The sequence below is a fragment of the Macromonas bipunctata genome (assembly GCF_002837135.1).
Classification (GTDB): Bacteria; Pseudomonadota; Gammaproteobacteria; order Burkholderiales; family Burkholderiaceae_C; genus Macromonas_A; species Macromonas_A bipunctata.
The window spans coordinates 16,379-33,251 of sequence record NZ_NWBQ01000014.1 but is presented as its reverse complement, the minus strand read 5'-3'; the positions used below and the strand labels follow the sequence as shown (position 1 = coordinate 33,251).

General features: G+C 65.3%; 17 protein-coding genes. 7 read left to right on the top strand and 10 right to left on the bottom strand.

Annotated elements, in window-relative coordinates:
• Positions 1-29 precede the first annotated feature (29 nt).
• On the top strand, positions 30-1,400 hold the full coding sequence (locus CON76_RS02205) for a DEAD/DEAH box helicase (protein WP_101101657.1): 1,371 nt from the start codon (positions 30-32) through the stop codon (positions 1,398-1,400).
• Here CON76_RS02205 and CON76_RS02200 read toward each other — a convergent pair.
• Positions 1,358-1,675 carry a DUF6172 family protein gene (locus CON76_RS02200; protein ID WP_101101655.1) on the bottom strand — a complete coding sequence of 106 codons (318 nt, stop codon included), beginning with the start codon at positions 1,673-1,675 and terminating at the stop codon, positions 1,358-1,360. The genes CON76_RS02205 and CON76_RS02200 overlap by 43 nt on opposite strands.
• Positions 1,676-1,708: 33 nt before the next feature.
• Positions 1,709-2,914, bottom strand: a complete 1,206-nt coding sequence (locus CON76_RS02195) for an aminotransferase-like domain-containing protein (RefSeq protein WP_101101653.1) — start codon at positions 2,912-2,914, stop codon at positions 1,709-1,711.
• Positions 2,915-2,930: 16 nt separating this feature from the next.
• Here CON76_RS02195 and nth point away from each other — a divergent pair, with 16 nt between their 5' ends.
• From nth to CON76_RS02175, 4 genes are read left to right on the top strand one after another with little or no spacing between them, the layout of a single operon-like run.
• Positions 2,931-3,599 carry an endonuclease III gene (gene nth / locus CON76_RS02190; protein ID WP_101101651.1) on the top strand — a complete coding sequence of 223 codons (669 nt, stop codon included), beginning with the start codon at positions 2,931-2,933 and terminating at the stop codon, positions 3,597-3,599.
• Positions 3,596-4,402, top strand: a complete 807-nt coding sequence (gene aat, locus CON76_RS02185) for a leucyl/phenylalanyl-tRNA--protein transferase (RefSeq protein ID WP_101101649.1) — start codon at positions 3,596-3,598, stop codon at positions 4,400-4,402. Before nth ends, aat begins: the two co-directional genes overlap by 4 nt.
• Positions 4,399-5,148: an arginyltransferase gene (locus CON76_RS02180; protein WP_101101647.1), complete on the top strand. Its 750-nt coding sequence runs from the start codon at positions 4,399-4,401 to the stop codon at positions 5,146-5,148. The genes aat and CON76_RS02180 overlap by 4 nt, the downstream gene beginning before the upstream one ends.
• Before the next feature lie 29 nt (positions 5,149-5,177).
• Positions 5,178-5,969, top strand: a complete 792-nt coding sequence (locus CON76_RS02175) for an IclR family transcriptional regulator (protein ID WP_101101645.1) — start codon at positions 5,178-5,180, stop codon at positions 5,967-5,969.
• A gap of 51 nt (positions 5,970-6,020) precedes the next feature.
• Here the strand turns inward: CON76_RS02175 and CON76_RS02170 are convergent, their stop codons facing one another.
• From CON76_RS02170 to CON76_RS02145, 6 genes are all read right to left on the bottom strand, one after another.
• A complete protein-coding gene (locus tag CON76_RS02170) occupies positions 6,021-7,061 on the bottom strand; it encodes a serine hydrolase (RefSeq protein ID WP_101101643.1) in 1,041 nt (346 codons plus the stop codon).
• 111 nt (positions 7,062-7,172) lie between these two features.
• Positions 7,173-8,714: a 2-isopropylmalate synthase gene (locus tag CON76_RS02165; RefSeq protein WP_101101641.1), complete on the bottom strand. Its 1,542-nt coding sequence runs from the start codon at positions 8,712-8,714 to the stop codon at positions 7,173-7,175.
• A gap of 282 nt (positions 8,715-8,996) precedes the next feature.
• Complete coding sequence (gene pssA, locus CON76_RS02160; protein WP_101101639.1) at positions 8,997-9,821, bottom strand: CDP-diacylglycerol--serine O-phosphatidyltransferase; 825 nt, start codon at positions 9,819-9,821, stop codon at positions 8,997-8,999.
• A gap of 177 nt (positions 9,822-9,998) precedes the next feature.
• Positions 9,999-11,015 carry a ketol-acid reductoisomerase gene (ilvC, locus tag CON76_RS02155; protein WP_101101637.1) on the bottom strand — a complete coding sequence of 339 codons (1,017 nt, stop codon included), beginning with the start codon at positions 11,013-11,015 and terminating at the stop codon, positions 9,999-10,001.
• Positions 11,016-11,063: 48 nt separating this feature from the next.
• Positions 11,064-11,555: an acetolactate synthase small subunit gene (ilvN, locus tag CON76_RS02150; RefSeq protein ID WP_101101635.1), complete on the bottom strand. Its 492-nt coding sequence runs from the start codon at positions 11,553-11,555 to the stop codon at positions 11,064-11,066.
• Positions 11,556-11,578: 23 nt separating this feature from the next.
• Positions 11,579-13,348, bottom strand: a complete 1,770-nt coding sequence (locus CON76_RS02145; protein WP_101101633.1) for an acetolactate synthase 3 catalytic subunit — start codon at positions 13,346-13,348, stop codon at positions 11,579-11,581.
• Between the two features lie 297 nt (positions 13,349-13,645).
• Between CON76_RS02145 and CON76_RS02135 the strand changes: the two genes are divergently transcribed.
• Both CON76_RS02135 and CON76_RS02130 read left to right on the top strand, forming a co-directional pair.
• Positions 13,646-14,197 (top strand): RDD family protein, encoded by a 552-nt coding sequence (locus CON76_RS02135; RefSeq protein WP_101101630.1) that lies wholly within the window; start codon positions 13,646-13,648, stop codon positions 14,195-14,197.
• Between the two features lie 18 nt (positions 14,198-14,215).
• Positions 14,216-14,638, top strand: coding sequence for a diacylglycerol kinase (locus CON76_RS02130; protein ID WP_101101628.1), 423 nt, complete (start codon positions 14,216-14,218; stop codon positions 14,636-14,638).
• A 12-nt stretch (positions 14,639-14,650) separates the two neighbouring features.
• Here the strand turns inward: CON76_RS02130 and CON76_RS02125 are convergent, their stop codons facing one another.
• Together CON76_RS02125 and CON76_RS02120 are read right to left on the bottom strand one after the other, a co-directional pair.
• Entirely contained in the window at positions 14,651-14,989 is a 339-nt protein-coding gene (locus CON76_RS02125; RefSeq protein ID WP_101101626.1) for a P-II family nitrogen regulator, read from the bottom strand.
• A gap of 88 nt (positions 14,990-15,077) precedes the next feature.
• On the bottom strand, positions 15,078-16,784 hold the full coding sequence (locus CON76_RS02120; RefSeq protein ID WP_101101624.1) for an NAD+ synthase: 1,707 nt from the start codon (positions 16,782-16,784) through the stop codon (positions 15,078-15,080).
• Positions 16,785-16,873: the final 89 nt, after the last annotated feature.

Here is a 16,873-nt window from a genome sequence, read left to right as displayed (position 1 = left end):
ACCCATCCGGACGTCATACACTTGCCGCCATGCCCTTTTTTACCCTTGGTTTATCTCCTGCGCTGCTGCAAACCGTGGCCGCGCTGGGCTTTGCGGCCCCTACACCCATCCAGACGCAAGCCATCCCGGCCATTCTGCACGGGCACGACGTGCTGGCCCAGGCCCAAACCGGCTCTGGCAAGACCGCCGCCTTTGCCTTGCCCCTGTTGCAACAGTTGCAAGCCCGCCCGCAACCCGCACGCGGCCGCCGCCCAGTGCGGGCCTTGGTGCTGGTACCCACACGCGAGCTGGCGGCCCAAGTGGGTGAGGTGCTGCGCCGACTGGCCCCGCCAGCAGCGGCGCTCAAGATCGCGGTGGTGTTTGGTGGCGTGTCCATCAACCCGCAGATGATGGCGCTGCGCGGCGGCGCTGATGTGGTGGTGGCCACGCCGGGGCGACTGCTGGACTTGCTGCAACACAACGCACTGCGTCTGACCGACGTACAACATCTGGTGCTCGATGAGGCCGACCGCCTGCTGGACTTGGGTTTTGCGGACGAACTGCAACAGGTGTTGCAACAACTGCCCGCACAACGGCAAAGCCTGTTTTTTTCGGCCACCTACCCGCCCGCCGTGCAGGCGCTGGCCAGCGCATTGTTGCGCGATCCGGTACGGTTGCAGATCGACGACACCGCGCCTGCCGAAGCCTTGCAGATCGAACAACGCGCCATGGGGGTGGACACGGCCCAGCGCACACCACTGCTGCGCCACTGGTTGCGCACCGAAGGCTGGAAACAGGTGCTGGTGTTTGTGGCCAGCCAATACAGCGCGGAACATGTGGCCAACAAGCTCTACAACAGCGGCATCTACGCCACCGCGTTTCACGGTGGCCTGAGCCAAGGCGCACGCCAACAGGTGTTGGAAGAGTTCAAGGCTGGACGCTGGGATGTGCTCATCACCACCGATTTGGCCTCGCGCGGCATCGACATTGCGCAATTGCCGGTGGTGATCAACTACGACTTGCCGCGCTCGGCGGTGGATTACGTTCACCGCATTGGGCGCACTGGGCGCGCGGGGGCCAGCGGACTGGCCATCAGCCTCGTCACCCCCGACACCCGTGCCCACTGGCACCTGATTGAAAAGCGCCAAGGCTTGAGCGTGCCGCTGGAAACCGTGGCAGGCTTTGAAGCCAGCGAGAGCACAGCAGCGGCGACTGCGCCCGACGGTGGCAGCGCCAGCCCGGCACAGCGCACGCTGGCACCCAACCACCCCAACGCACCGGGCAACGGTGGCATCAAGGGCAAGCGTCCCAGCAAGAAGGACAAATTGCGCGCCGCCGCTGCACATCAAACCGATGCCGCATCAGGCACAGGTGCGCCTTATTCGTCGGACGCTTCGGGCCCGGACGGACGCGGCTCGTAATTGCGCCGGGCGGGGCGGGCCAGAATTTCGGCATAGACCTGCGCGGCACCGTCGCGTGCCAGCGCATCCACCGCGCCCGACAGTTCGGCCACATGCACCGGCTGCGCTGTTTCTGCCGACGCACCGATCTTGCAATCAAAGGCCCAGTAGTCCGAGCCTATGGGCATGGCCCGGCTGCGCTCACGCTTGAGGTACTTGCGCAACTCGTGCTTGAGCGCGTCGAGCACGCGGTCGGGGTGTTTGCCTTCAATGTGGAGCGGGAAAGTTTTTTTCATCCGCCCGATTATGCGTGCTGCCCGCCTGTTGCGTTACAGCGCCGCCGCCAGCCGCGCCACGCCTTCGCGGATTTTGTCCACACCCACGGTGGCAAAGCTCAAGCGCAGGGTGGCCAGATCGGGGTCAGCGCAGTAAAACGGCGCACCCGGCACAAAGGCCACACCTTGGGCAATGGCGCGCTGGGCCAGCGCGTTACCGTCGGCCACCTTGCCGCCCGCGCCCGTCAAGCGGGCCCACACAAACAGGCCGCCTTGCGGCTGCACAAACTCTATGGCCGCCCCCAGATCGGCGCGCAAGGCATCGCACATCACCTGAGCGCGCTCGGCGTACACGGCGCGCACACGGTCCAGCGTGGCGGGCATGCGTCCGGCTTGCAGGTAGCACGCAGCGGTGGCTTGGGCAAACGTGCTGGTGTGCGCGTCGCTGAACTGCTTGCACATCACCGCCTTGGCCAGCAACTCGGGCGGGGCGATCATCCAGCCCACGCGCAAGCCGGGCGAGAGTACCTTGCTCAAGCTGCCACAGTGCACCAAACAATCGCGGCTGCCGGGCACTTGGGCACTCAACGCCAGCAAGCTGGGGGGTGGCGGTGCGTTGAAATACAGGTCACCGTACGGATCGTCCTCCACCACCAACGTCTGGTACTTCACCGCCAGTTCCAGAATGCGTTTGCGCCGCTCTAAGCTCAACAACGCGCCGCTGGGGTTGCCAAACGTGGGGATCAGGTACACAAACTTGGGCCGGTGTTCGGCGATCAGTTGCTCCAGTTGGTCCACTTGCACACCATCGCCGTCTATCGGTGCGCTGATCAACTCAGCACCATAGAGGCGGAAACATTGGATGGTGGCCAAGAACGTTGGGCCTTCCACAATCACCTTGTCGCCGGGCGAGATCAACGTCTTGCCCAGCAAATCCAGCGCCTGCTGGCTGCCGGTGGTGACGATCAACTGTTCCGGGGTCACATCGGTGGCACCTTTGCTGGCCATGAAGGCCGCGAGTTGCTCACGCAGAGGCTGGTAGCCTTCGGTGGCACCGTATTGCAACGCCGCGCCGGGCGCTTCGGCCAGTGCCTGCTGAGTGGCTTGCCCGATGCCCTCCACATCGAACAACGCCGCGTCCGGGAAACCACCCGCAAAGCTGATGATGCCGGGCTTGCCCAGCAGCTTGAACAGTTCGCGAATGGCGGAGGTTTCAACGTTGCCAATGCGGTCGGCAAAACGGACGGCGGATGCATGCATAGGTGAAAATCGGGGCATGAAAAAAGAACAGATTGAGCGGTTTTTTGCCACCCTGCAAGCGGCCAACCCCCAGCCCAACACCGAATTGGAGTATACGAGCGTGTTCGAGCTGCTGACGGCGGTCCTGCTCAGCGCGCAAGCCACCGATGTCAGCGTCAACAAGGCCACGCGGCGGCTGTTTCCGGTGGCCAACACGCCCGCGCACATATTGGCGCTGGGGCAGGAAGGGCTGGAGGGTTATATCAAAACCATCGGCCTGTACCGCAGCAAAGCCAAGCACTTGTTGCACACCTGCCAACTGCTGCTGGAGCGCCACGGCGGCCAAGTGCCGCGCACACGCGACGAACTGCAAGCCTTGCCAGGCGTGGGCCGCAAGACCGCCAACGTGGTGCTCAACGTCGCCTTTGGCGAGCCGACGATGGCGGTCGATACCCACATCTTCCGCCTGGGCAACCGCACTGGGCTGGCCCCCGGCAAAACCCCGCTGGAAGTGGAACTCAAGCTGCTCAAACGCATTCCCAAAGCGTACATGGTGGATGCGCACCACTGGCTGATCCTGCATGGGCGCTACATCTGCCAGGCGCGCAGCCCCAAGTGCGGCCAATGCGCCGTGGCCGACTGTTGCGATTACGCCGCCCAGCCAGCCAAGAAGTCCCCGGCCAAAGTCAAATCCAAACCCGCATGACCACCCCCACCCCGCAACGCCGCCTGCCGTGGCTGGAGCCCGGCGATCCCTTCCCGCCCGTGGCCCATGCCTGGGGCGAGCACGACCCTGTGCCCGGCCTGCTGGCCGCTGGCGGCGCGCTGGATGTGCCCACGCTGGTACAGGCCTACGCACACGGCATCTTCCCGTGGTTCGGGCACGACGACCCCATCCTGTGGTGGAGCCCCGACCCGCGCATGGTGCTGCGGGTGGACGACTTCAAGCTCCAGCCGTCGCTGCGCAAGGAAATCCGCACTGCGCTGCGCCGGGGGCAACTGCACATTCGGATCGACAGCGCGTTCGAGCGCGTCATCCACGCCTGCGCGCACACGCCCCGCCCGGGCCAGAACGGCAGCTGGATCGTCCCCGAGATGGTAGCGGCCTACACCGCTCTGCACCGCGCTGGCCACGCTCACAGCGTAGAAACGTGGTGGAACGGCGAGCTGGTGGGCGGACTGTACTGCGTCAACCTCGGGCGCATGGTGTTTGGTGAATCCATGTTCAGCCACCGCAGCAACGCCTCCAAGATCGCGCTGGCGGCGCTGGTGGCAGCGTGCCGCGCCTGGGGCGTGCCGCTGATCGACTGCCAGCAGAACACGCGGCACCTGGCCTCGCTGGGCGCGCGCGAGGTGCCACGCGCGGTGTTTCTGGCGCAGGTGGCACCGCTGGTCGAGCAACCCACCCCCCGCTGGCACTGGCAACCCGAACACTGGCAAGCCTGGCTGGATCCCGCAACGTCCATGGCCGCAGCCGCGCCTGCGGCACCCCCTCCCCCCCTCGCATGAAACCCCTGCCCGAATCCCCCACCACCGGCGTGCATTTCTACGCCACGGCGTCGTACCCCTGCAGCTACCTGGACGGGCGGCAGGCGCGCTCGCAGGTGGCCACCCCGGCGCACCAGATCGACACCGACGCCTACAGCACGCTGGTGCAGCAAGGCTTTAGGCGCAGCGGCTTGTTCACCTACCGGCCCTACTGCGACAACTGCCAGGCCTGCCTGCCGCTGCGCGTGCCCGTGGCCCAGTTCCAGCCCAACCGCAGCCAGCGCCGCGCCTGGGCCCAGCACAGCGCGTTGCAGGCGCGCGTGTTGCCGCTGGGGCTGGCGCCCGAGCACTACGCGCTGTACCAGCGTTACCAGCGCCAGCGCCACCCCGGCGGCGGCATGGACGACGACAAGCTGGAGCAGTACGTCGAGTTCCTGCTGCAAAGCCGGGTCGATTCGCGGCTGGTGGAGTTCCGCCTGCCCGCCGGCGAGCTGAAGATGGTCTCGCTCATCGACGTGCTGCGCGACGGCCTGTCGGCGGTCTACACCTTTTACGACCCCGCCCCGCGCACCAGCTATGGCACCTACAACGTGCTGTGGCAAATCGAACAAGCGCGAACCCTGCAACTGCCCCATGTGTATCTGGGTTACTGGATTGCCGCCAGCCGCAAAATGCACTACAAAGCCCAATACCAGCCCTGCGAAGTGCTGCAACAGGAGCGATGGACACGACTGCCACGTCAGCCTGATGTGAATTTCACCACGTAAAATCAGGGTTTACGAGGAGACCGCCCGCCATGTCCCAACGCCCCGACAGCAGCCCAACCAACCGCCCCAGCGTGCAAGTGATCGAACGCCTCTTTCACGTGCTGGAGGTGCTGGCGGCGCACCCGGAGCCGGTATCGCTCAAGGACATCAGCGAACACACCGGGTTACACCCGTCCACCGCACACCGCATCCTCAACGACTTGGCCTTGGGCCGGTTTGTAGAACGCCCAGAGGCCGGTTACTACCGCCTGGGCATGCGGCTGCTGGAGCTGGGCAACCTGGTCAAGGACCGCCTGGGTGTGCGTGAGGCCGCCCTGGGCCCCATGCGCGAGCTGTGCCGCCAGATCCGCCAGCAAGTCAACCTCAGCATCCGACAAGGCGATGAAATCGTGTACGTGGAACGTGCCCAAGGCGAATTGACCGGCATGCAAGTGGTGCGTGCCATTGGCAGCCACAACCCGCTGCACCTGACGTCGGTGGGCAAGCTGTTTCTGGCCGCCGACGACCCGCAGCGCGTGCGCGCCTACGCCGCGCGCACCGGCCTGATGGGGCGCACGCGCAACAGCATCACCCAGCTGCCCGCGCTGGAGCGCGAACTGCAGACCTGCCGCCAGCTGGGCGTGGCGCGCGACGACGAGGAGCTGGAAATGGGCGTGCGCTGCATGGCCGCCGGCATCTACGACGATCAGGGCCAACTGGTGGCCGGGCTGTCGATCTCCGCACCCAGCGACCGGCTGGACGACAACTGGCTGCCCAAGCTGCAGGCCACCGCCCTGGGCATCAGCCGGACGCTGGGCTACCCCGGAGGCGGCCCGGCCTGACGCCACGGCGCAACAGGTACAGGCCCGGCACGTGACCAGGGCCGGTACCCATCAACCGTTGCGGGTGGTGCTGCGCCGCGCAGCGTGCGAGGTGGTCTCGACCCAGCGCCGCACGCGCTCGGCATCGCCCAAGCGGGCTGCGGTGCTGGAAGCATCCAGGAACACCATGATCAGCTGGCGCCCGGCCACGCTGGCCTGCATCACCAGGCAGCGCCCAGCTTCCGAGATGTAGCCGGTCTTTTGCAGCCCGATGTCCCAGTCGGCGCGGTCGATCAGGCGGTTGGAATTGCGGTACTGCAGCACGCGCTGGCCCACGTCCACCTGGTAGTCCACCGAGGTGGAGTAGTCGCGCAGCAGCGGGCGCTGGTAGGCCGAGGCCACCAGCAGCGCCAGGTCGCGTGCGCTGGCGCGGTTGTCGCTGGACAGGCCGGTCGGCTCCACGTAGTGCGTGTGACGCATGCCCAACTGGTTGGCCTTCTCGTTCATCAGGCGCACAAAACGCTGCAAGCCACCCGGGAAGGTGCGCCCCAGCGCGTGCGCGGCACGGTTTTCGCTCGACATCAGCGCCAGCCGCAGCGCCTCGCCTCGCGTCAGGCGCGAGCCCACCACCAGGCGCGAGCCGCTGTTCTTGAGCGTGTCGATGTCGTCGCTGGTGATGGTGATTTCCTCGTGCAGCGGCAACTTGGCGTCCACCACCACCAGGCCGGTCATCAGCTTGGTCAGGGACGCGATGGGCAGCGGCACGCGCTCGTTCTTGCTGAACAGCACCTCGCGGGTTTTCTGGTCCAGCACCAGCGCCACCTTGGAGCTGAGGTTGAGCGGATCGCTCTCGGCGCCCAGGCCCAGCTGGGTGGCCACCGTGGCCACGGCAGCGGCACTGGCCACGCGCCGCGGCGCCAGCGCCACCCGCTTGCGCTTGGCACCGGCCTTGCGAACCACGGCTTTCTTGGGCACAGCCTTCTTGGCCGCTGCCTGCCGGGATTTGGCCGGTGCAGCGGAGGCCGTCTGCACCAGCGGCAGACCACCCACACCCAGCGCCACACCCAGCAGCAGCGTGGCCAGCGGCTGCGTCCAACGTTTCCAACGACTCATGTTTTTTGCTTTCTATGGCGACTTAAGAACCACTTAAGCCCCGAATTGTAAAGATAGAAAGCAAATGCTGGCACACTGATACACGATGTGCCAGCCCTGACACGCCCGTTATCAACCTTGCGCGGCCACGCGCTCGGCTTTGCTGTGCAATTTGTTGAGCGCACTCAAGTACGCCTTGGCCGATGCCACCACGATGTCGGGGTCGGCACCCACGCCATTGACCACGCGACCACCGTGCTGCAAACGCACCGTCACCTCGCCTTGGCTTTCGGTGGAGCCGGTGGTGATGGCGTTGACCGAGTACAGCAGCAACTCGGCACCGCTGTGAACGTGGCTCTCGATCGCTTTCAGCGACGCATCCACCGGGCCATTGCCATCGGCCTCGCCGGTGAATTCTTTGCCATCAACCGTGAACACCACCTTGGCGTGCGGACGCTCGCCGGTTTCGCTGTGCTGCGACAACGACACCAAACCGTATTGCTCTTTTTCGGGTGTGACGCTTTCGTCGCTGACCAAGGCCAGAATGTCTTCGTCAAAAATTTCCGCCTTGCGGTCGGCCAACTCCTTGAACTTGGCAAAGGCGGTGTTGAGGTCGGACTCCGACTCCATGACGATGCCCAAATCCTGCAAGCGTTGTTTGAACGCGTTGCGGCCCGACAACTTGCCCAGCACAATCTTGTTGGCGCTCCAGCCCACGTCCTCGGCCCGCATGATTTCGTAGGTATTGCGCGCCTTGAGCACACCATCCTGATGGATGCCAGAAGCGTGGGCAAACGCATTGGCCCCCACCACCGCCTTGTTGGGCTGCACCACAAAACCCGTGGTTTGGCTGACCATGCGGCTGGCGGGCACGATCTGCGTGGTGTCGATGTTGACATCCAGGCCAAAGTAGTCGCGGCGCGTCTTGACCGCCATCACCACCTCTTCCAGCGAGCAGTTGCCCGCGCGCTCGCCCAAGCCGTTGATGGTGCATTCCACCTGGCGCGCACCGCCAATTTTGACCCCTGCCAACGAGTTGGCCACCGCCATGCCCAGGTCGTTGTGGCAATGCACCGACCAGATCGCCTTGTCGGAGTTGGGCACCATCTCGCGCAAGGTCTTGATGAAATTGCCGTACAACTCCGGGATGGCGTACCCCACCGTGTCGGGGATGTTGATGGTGGTGGCGCCTTCGTTGATCACCGCTTCCACCACGCGGGCCAGAAAGTCCAGCTCTGAGCGGTAGCCGTCCTCGGCGCTGAATTCGATATCGCCCACCAGGTTGCGGGCGTAGCGCACCGAACGCTTGGCCTGCTCCAGCACTTCTTCGGGGCTCATGCGCAACTTTTTCTCCATGTGCAACGGGCTGGTGGCAATGAAGGTGTGGATGCGCGCACGGTTGGCCCCCTTGAGCGCCTCGGCGGAACGCGCAATGTCGCGCTCGTTGGCACGCGAGAGCGAGCACACGGTGGAATCCTTGATGGCATCGGCAATCGACTTGACCGATTCAAAGTCGCCGTTGGAACTGGCGGCAAAACCGGCTTCAATCACATCCACGCGCAACCGCTCCAACTGGCGCGCAATGCGCAACTTTTCGTCGCGGGTCATGGACGCGCCGGGCGATTGCTCGCCATCGCGCAAGGTGGTGTCAAAAATGATCAATTGGTCGCTCATTTGAATACTCCATGAGGCTGGCACAAAGCCAGCGGTACAAGACGTTAAAAGAGAGGGCCGCAACGTCCGCCCACAAAACAAACGGCCCGCTGCGGATGCATACGGGCCGTGGGTACGGAAAACGCGCGCGCTATCCCAACTGCCCGTATCGGAACAGTGCTAGCAGGGAAAAAGCGGTGGCGGTGTGCATGGGCTTCAATGTATCACAAAGCTTTTGGCGTTTCGATCGGGAATCTGCATCGTCGGCATAGCCTGCGCCTTGCGCGGGCGTTCGGTCCCCGTTCAGTCGCCGTGCAGGCCGCGCTCGTCGGGCTCGTCGGTGGAGGTGCTGATGACGCTGGTGGGTCGACCCTTGGACTTGCGGATGGCGTACACCACGTAGCCCGACAGACCATAGGCTACGAACAGGCCAAACAGCACCGTGGGCGGGTGGATGTTGATGACGGCAATGCCCAGCGCGATCAGCACAATGGCGGCAAAGGGCACGCTCTTTTTCAGGCTCAAGTCCTTGAAGCTGTAGAACGGCACATTGGTGACCATGGTCAGGCCCGCGTACAGCGTCAGCACAAAGGTGGGCCACATCAGCTCGCTGCCGCTCCAGCCCGTCTCGCCCGCCAGCCAGATGAAGCCGGCCACCAGCGCCGCCGCCGCCGGCGACGGCAGGCCCTGGAAGTAGCGTTTGTCCACCACGCCGGTGTTGACGTTGAAGCGCGCCAGCCGCAGCGCCGCGCAGGCGCAATAGACGAAGGCGGCAATCCAGCCCCAGCGGCCCAGGTCGCGCAGGCCCCATTCGTAGGCGATCAGCGCCGGGGCGGCGCCGAACGACACCATGTCCGACAGCGAATCCATCTGCTCGCCAAACGCGCTCTGGGTGCCGGTCATGCGCGCCACGCGGCCGTCCAGGCTGTCGAGCACCATCGCAATGAAGATGGCGGCGGTGGCCAGGTCGTAGCGGTCGTTCATCGACATCACGATGGCATAGAAACCGCCAAACAGCGCGGCCAGGGTGATCATGTTGGGCAGCACGTAGATGCCCTTGTGGCGCTTGCGCGGCGTCACTTCGGCATCGGTGTCTGCGTCGTCAAAGGGGTCGGTACCGTCGTGCATGGACGTGGGCCTCAGCGGGCCAGAAAGCGTTGCATCATGGGCGCTGAGTGTACGCCAGCCACCCGCCACGCCACGGCCGGGCGCAAAAAAGCCGCTCAAGGAGCGGCTTTTCGATGATGCCGGTACGCAGCCCGCGCGCTGCCACACAGGGCAGCTGCAGGCGCAGCGGTGCCAGAATCAGTTGCGGGTCTGGTCGACCAGCTTGTTCTTGGCGATCCAGGGCATCATGGCGCGCAGCTTGTCGCCCACCACTTCGATCGGGTGCTCGGCGTTGAGGCGGCGGCGGGCGGTCATGCTCGGGTAGTTGGTCTTGCCTTCCAAGATGAACATCTTGGCGTATTCACCGGTCTGGATGCGCTTCAAGGCAGCGCGCATGGCTTCGCGCGACTTCTCGTTGATGACCTCGGTGCCGGTCACGTACTCGCCGTACTCGGCGTTGTTGGAGATGGAGTAGTTCATGTTGGCGATGCCGCCTTCGTACATCAAGTCCACGATCAGCTTGAGCTCGTGCAGGCACTCGAAGTAGGCCATTTCCGGCGCGTAGCCGGCTTCGGTCAGGGTCTCGAAGCCCATCTTGACCAGCTCCACGGCACCACCGCACAGCACGGCTTGTTCGCCGAACAGGTCGGTTTCGGTTTCTTCGCGGAAGTTGGTCTCGATGATGCCACCCTTGCCGCCGCCGTTGGCCATGGCGTAGGACAGGGCCAGGTCACGGGCCTTGCCGGACTTGTCCTGGTAGACGGCGATCAGCGACGGCACACCGCCGCCCTTGAGGTACTCGGAACGCACGGTGTGGCCCGGGCCCTTGGGCGCAACCATGATCACGTCCAGGTCGGCGCGCGGCACCACCTGGTTGTAGTGCACGTTGAAGCCGTGGGCGAAGGCCAGGGTGGCGCCCTGCTTCATGTTCGGGGCGACGTTGTTGTTGTACACCTCGGGGATGTTTTCGTCGGGCAGCAGGATCATGACCAGATCGGCGGCCTTGACAGCGTCGTTGACTTCCATCACGGTCAGGCCAGCCTTGGCGACCTTGTCCCAGGACGCGCCGCCCTTGCGCAGACCGACCACGACCTTGACGCCGCTGTCGTTCAGGTTCTGGGCGTGGGCGTGGCCTTGCGAGCCGTAGCCGATGATGGCCACGGTCTTGCCCTTGATCAGGCTCAGGTCACAGTCTTTGTCGTAGAAAACTTTCATGGGTTGCTCCGTAAAAAAAGGAATCAGGGGTTGAAGAATGCAGAAAGGTCAGACGCGCAGGATGCGCTCGCCACGCCCGATGCCGCTGGGGCCGGTGCGCACGGTTTCCAGGATCGCGGTGCGGTCGATAGCGTCCAAGAAGGCATCGTTCTTGGCCTGGTCGCCGGTGAGTTCGATGGTGTAGCTCTTCTCGGTCACGTCGATGATGCGACCACGGAAGATGTCGGCCATGCGCTTCATCTCGTCGCGCTCCTTGCCCACGGCGCGCACCTTGACGAGCATGAGCTCGCGCTCGGTGTAGGCGCCTTCGGTCAGGTCGACCACCTTGACCACCTCGATCAGGCGGTTGAGGTGCTTGGTGATCTGCTCGATCACGTCCTCCGAACCGTTGGTCTGGATCGTCATGCGCGACAGCGACGCATCCTCGGTCGGGGCCACGGTCAGGGACTCGATGTTGTAGCCCCGGGCCGAGAACAGGCCTACCACGCGCGACAGGGCGCCGGGTTCGTTTTCCAGCAGAACGGCAATGATGTGTTTCATGGGAATTCTTCTGAAAAAAGGGATTACAGCTCTTCCGAACCCAGCAGCATTTCGGTGATGCCCTTGCCCGCTTCCACCATCGGCCAGACGTTTTCGGTCGGGTCGGTGCGGAAGTCCAGGAACACGGAGCGGTCCTTGATGGCGCGGGCCTCGCGCAGCGCGGGTTCCACGTCCTCGGGGCGCTCGATCAGCATGCCGACGTGGCCATAGGCCTCGGCCAGCTTGACGAAATTGGGCAGCGCGTCCATGTAGCTGTGGCTGTAGCGGCCCTGGTAGATGAGTTCCTGCCACTGGCGCACCATGCCCAGGTAACGGTTGTTCAGGGACACGATCTTGACGTGCGTGCCGTACTGCTGGCAGGTCGAGAGCTCCTGGATGTTCATCTGGATCGAGCCCTCGCCCGTGATGCACCAGCAGTCGGCGTCGGGCTTGGCCAGCTTGATGCCCATGGCGTAGGGCAGGCCCACACCCATGGTGCCCAGGCCACCGGAGTTGATCCAGCGGCGCGGCTCGTTGAACTTGTAAAACTGGGCCGCGAACATCTGGTGCTGGCCGACGTCGGACGTGATGTAGCAGTCGTCGTCCTGCGTCATGCGCCACAGGGTCTCGACCACGGCCTGCGGCTTGATGACCTCGGTGTTGCCACGGTCGTAGCGCAGGCAGTCGCGCGAACGCCAGCCCTCGATGGTGTCCCACCAGGCTTGCAGCGCACCGGCGTCGGGCTGCTGCTGCGCTTCCTTGATCATGTTGATAAGCTCGGTCAGTACGTCCTTGACGTCGCCCACGATCGGCACGTCCACCTTGACGCGCTTGGCGATGCTGGACGGGTCGATGTCGATGTGGATGATCTTGCGTTCGACGGAAGCGAAATGCTTGGGGTTGCCAATCACGCGGTCGTCAAAGCGGGCGCCCACGGCCAGCAGCACGTCGCAGTGCTGCATGGCGTAGTTGGCTTCCACGGTGCCGTGCATGCCCAGCATGCCGAGGAACTTCTTGTCGGTGGCGGGGTAGGCGCCCAGACCCATCAGGGTGTTGGTGACTGGGTAGCCCAGCAGATCGACCAGGGTACGCAGCTCGGGCACCGCGTTGCCCAGCAGCACACCGCCGCCGGTGTAGATGTAGGGGCGCTTGGCATTGAGCAGCAGTTGCAGCGCCTTGCGGATCTGGCCGCCGTGGCCCTTGCGCACCGGGTTGTAACTGCGCATGGACACCGACTCGGGGTAGCCGTGGTAGGCGGTGCGGTTGAACGAGACGTCCTTGGGCACGTCCACCACGACCGGGCCGGGGCGGCCGGTGCGCGCGATGTGGAAGGCCTTCTTCATGATGTCGGCCATGTCGCGCACGTCCTTGACCAGGAAGTTGTGCTTGACGATGGGACGCGTGATGCCGACGGTGTCGCATTCCTGGAACGCGTCGGAGCCAATGGCGGCGGTGCCGACCTGGCCCGAGATGATGACCATCGGGATGCTGTCGCTGTACGCGGTGGCGATGCCGGTGACGGCGTTGGTCAGGCCGGGGCCAGAAGTGACCAGGGCCACGCCCACCTCGCCGGTGGCGCGGGCAAAGCCGTCGGCGGCGTGGACGGCGGCTTGCTCGTGACGCACCAGCACGTGCTGGATGGTGTCTTGCTTGTAGATCGCGTCGTAGATGTAGAGCACCGCGCCGCCGGGGTAGCCCCAGAGGTGCTTGACGCCTTCGGCCTGCAGCGCGCGCACCAGGATTTCGGAGCCCATGAGCTCGGGGGCGTTGGCGTCGGTGCTGGCGCCGGTAGCGTCGGTCTTGTTGATTTCCATGATGAACCTTTTGAGAATTTCTCTAACGAAAAACCTTGGGTGCTCCTTGACGCGCCCTCGTGAGGCGGTGTTGGAACTTGAGGCCAATGCCATGGCGAAACCCGTTTCGCGCGATATTGACCCGTTTGCCTGAGAGTTTGTGATGCTGGTAATCCTCCATTATTACATTGCCACGCCGTCGGCTTGAAAGGCGGGTGTAAATATCTGGCGGGCCGGCGGTGCGACAATGCGGGCCGCGCCGCGCTCCTGTGGCGCCTTGCGTGCCGTCCTCCGTCCTTCCACCGCTGCCGTCCCGACGTGACCACTTCCTCCTCCACCGCCGCCCCCACCCCACCCGCCGCCGCCCACTGGCCCACGCCCACCCTGCGCCGCCGCATGGCGTGCTGGGTGTACGAGGGCATGCTGCTGTTTGGCGTGGTGTTTGTGGCGGGCTACCTGTTCAGCACGCTGACGCAGACCCGGCACGCGCTGGACAACCGCTGGGCGCAGCAGGCATTCCTGTTCCTGGTGCTGGGCATCTACTTTGGCTGGTGCTGGGCCAAGGGCCAGACGCTGGCCATGCGGACCTGGCACATCCGGGTGGTGGACGTGCAGGGCCAGCCGCTGACGCAGGCGCGCGCGGTGTGGCGCTATGTGCTGAGCTGGGTCTGGTTTCTGCCGCCGCTGGCCATCAGCGCCTGGGGGCAGCTGACGCCCGGTGCGGTGGGCGCGGTGTGCTGTGGCTGGGTGGCGCTGTGGGCGGCGCTGGCCTGGTTGCACCCGCAGCGGCAGTTCTGGCACGACGCCTGGGCCGGCACGCAGCTGGTGCAGACACCGCCCCCGGCAGACGCCAAGAAGGCCCGCGCCTGAACACTTGGCTGCACGAACATGCCCACACGCCACTCCCCTTCCTCCCCCGATACCGCCGCGCACGAACCGCCGCAGGCCCAAAAGCAGCGCCGGGGGCTGCAACGGCTGCGGCACGCGCTGGGCTATTCGCTGGCGGGGTTGCGCGTGGGCTGGCACGAGCCTGCGTTCCGGCAGGAAACGCTGGCGGCGCTGGTGCTGTTGCCGCTGGCGGTGTGGCTGGGCCAGAGCTGGGTGGAGACCGCGCTGCTGGCGGGCGCGGTGGTGCTGGTGCTGGTGGTGGAGTTGCTCAACACCGGCATCGAGGCCGCCATCGACCGCATCGGGCCGGAGTGGCACGCGCTGTCCAAGCGCGCCAAGGACACCGGCAGCGCCGCCGTGCTGCTGAGTTTGCTGCTGTGCGGCGCGGTATGGGGCACGGCGTTGTGGCAGCGCCTGGGCTGAAGGGCGCGCGGCTCAGACCGCGTTGTCGTCCTCTTCGCCGGTGCGGATGCGGATGACGCGCTCCACGGGCGTGACGAAGATCTTGCCGTCACCGATCTTGCCGGTGCGCGCGGCGCGGATGATGGCCTCGATGCAGCGGTCCACGTCCTCGGTCTTGACCACCACTTCCAGGCGCACCTTGGGCAGGAAGTCCACCACGTACTCGGCGCCGCGGTAGAGCTCGGTGTGGCCCTTCTGGCGGCCAAAGCCCTTGACTTCGGTCACCGTCAAACCGGTCACGCCCTGTTCGGCCAAGGCTTCGCGCACCTCTTCCAGTTTGAACGGTTTGATGACGGCGGTGATTTGCTTCATGCGGGGGGCTCCAGTAGCGGGGTAAAAATGGGGATCCAAATTGAGGCAAAACTGTAACACGTGCCCGCCGTGGCCGCCTGGTGCTGGTTCAGGCGCGGTATTGGCTGGTGATGGGGTAGCGCCAGTCCTTGCCAAAGCTGCGGTGCGTCACGCGCACGCCCAGCGGGGCCTGGCGGCGCTTGTATTCGTTGATGCGGATCAGGCGCACCACCTGCGCCACGGCGGCCTGCGGGTAGCCCGCGGCCACGATCTCGGCGGGCGACTGGTCTTGTTCCATGTAACGCTCGACGATGGCGTCCAGCACCTCGTAGGGTGGCAGGCTGTCCTGGTCGGTCTGGTCGGGGCGCAGCTCGGCGCTGGGCGGGCGGGTGATGATGCGATCGGGGATGGGGTTGCTGCCGGTGCCGTAGGGGTCGTTGGCGTTGCGCCACCACGCCAGCTTGAACACCATCGTTTTGACCACGTCCTTGATGACGGCAAAGCCACCGGCCATGTCGCCGTAAAGGGTGCAGTAGCCGGTGGCCATTTCGCTCTTGTTGCCGGTGGTGAGCACCACGCTGCCGAACTTGTTGGACAGCGCCATCAGCATGGTGCCCCGGATGCGGGCCTGCAGGTTTTCTTCGGTGGTGTCGAGCGGGCGGCCCTCGAACAGCGGATTGAGCGAGCCCAGGAAGGCCTCGAACTGCGGCGCGATGGCGATTTCGTCGTAGCGCACGCCCAGGCGGGCGGCCATGTCGCGCGCGTCGAGCCAGGAGATGTCGGCGGTGTAGGGCGAGGGCATCATGACGGCGCGCACCCTGTCGGCGCCCAGGGCATCGACGGCGATGGCCAGCACCAGGGCGGAGTCGATGCCGCCCGAGAGGCCCAGCAGCGCGCCCGGAAAGCCGTTCTTGCCCACGTAGTCGCGCACGCCCAGCACCAAGGCGTGCCAGAGGTCGGCCTCGGTGGTGTGCTCGGGGGCGATGGGGCCGGTGAGGCCAAAATGCGACGGGCTGGCGGCGGCCTCTTGCGGCGATTGGAGGGTAACGGTGAGCAAGTCCTCGGCAAAGCTGGGCGCGCGCGCGGCCAGGGCGCCGTTGCGATCCAGCGCAAAGCTGCGGCCCTCGAACACGATCTCGTCTTGCCCGCCCACCAGGTGCGCGTACACCAGCGGCAAGCCGGTGGCCAGCACGCGCAGGCGCATGGCCTGCTCGCGCTCGTCGCCCTTGCCCACGTGGAACGGCGAGGCGTTGATGACGGCCAGCACGTCGGCGCCTGCGGCCCGGGCCTCGGCGGCGGGGGCGTCGAACCAGGCGTCCTCACAGATCAGCAAACCGATTTTGAGGCTTTGGCCGGCGGCGTTGGTGACGCTGAACACGCAGGGCTGGGCGCCAGGGCTGAAGTAGCGGCGCTCGTCGAACACCTGGTAGTTGGGCAGCTCGCGCTTGGCGTAGGTGTGGGTGATCTGGCCCCCGCTGAGGACGCTGGCGGCGTTGTGGCAGCCACTGGCGGCCACGCTGCGCGTGCGCGGTACGGCGCTGGCCAGGCGTTGCGGGTGGCCGACCACGATGTGCAGACCGTGCAGGTCGGCGGTCTCGCGCGCTACCGCTTGCAGGGCGGCGTCGCAGGCGTCCAGGAACGCGGGGCGCAGCAGCAGGTCTTCGGCCGCGTAGCCGCACAGCGCCAGCTCGGGCGTGAGCAACACTTGCGCCCCTTGCGCGTGCGCCTGCCGCGCCGCCTGGACGATCTTGTCGGCGTTGCCGGTCAAGTCGCCAACAACAAAGTTGAGTTGTGCAACGCAAAGCTGGAAGTTCATGGGGCGGTCAACTGTTAAATTGGGGGCGGGGTGTGGGGCGGATTATCTCAGCTGCGGTATGGTTATGGTCTTGCCCGCCACCCCACACA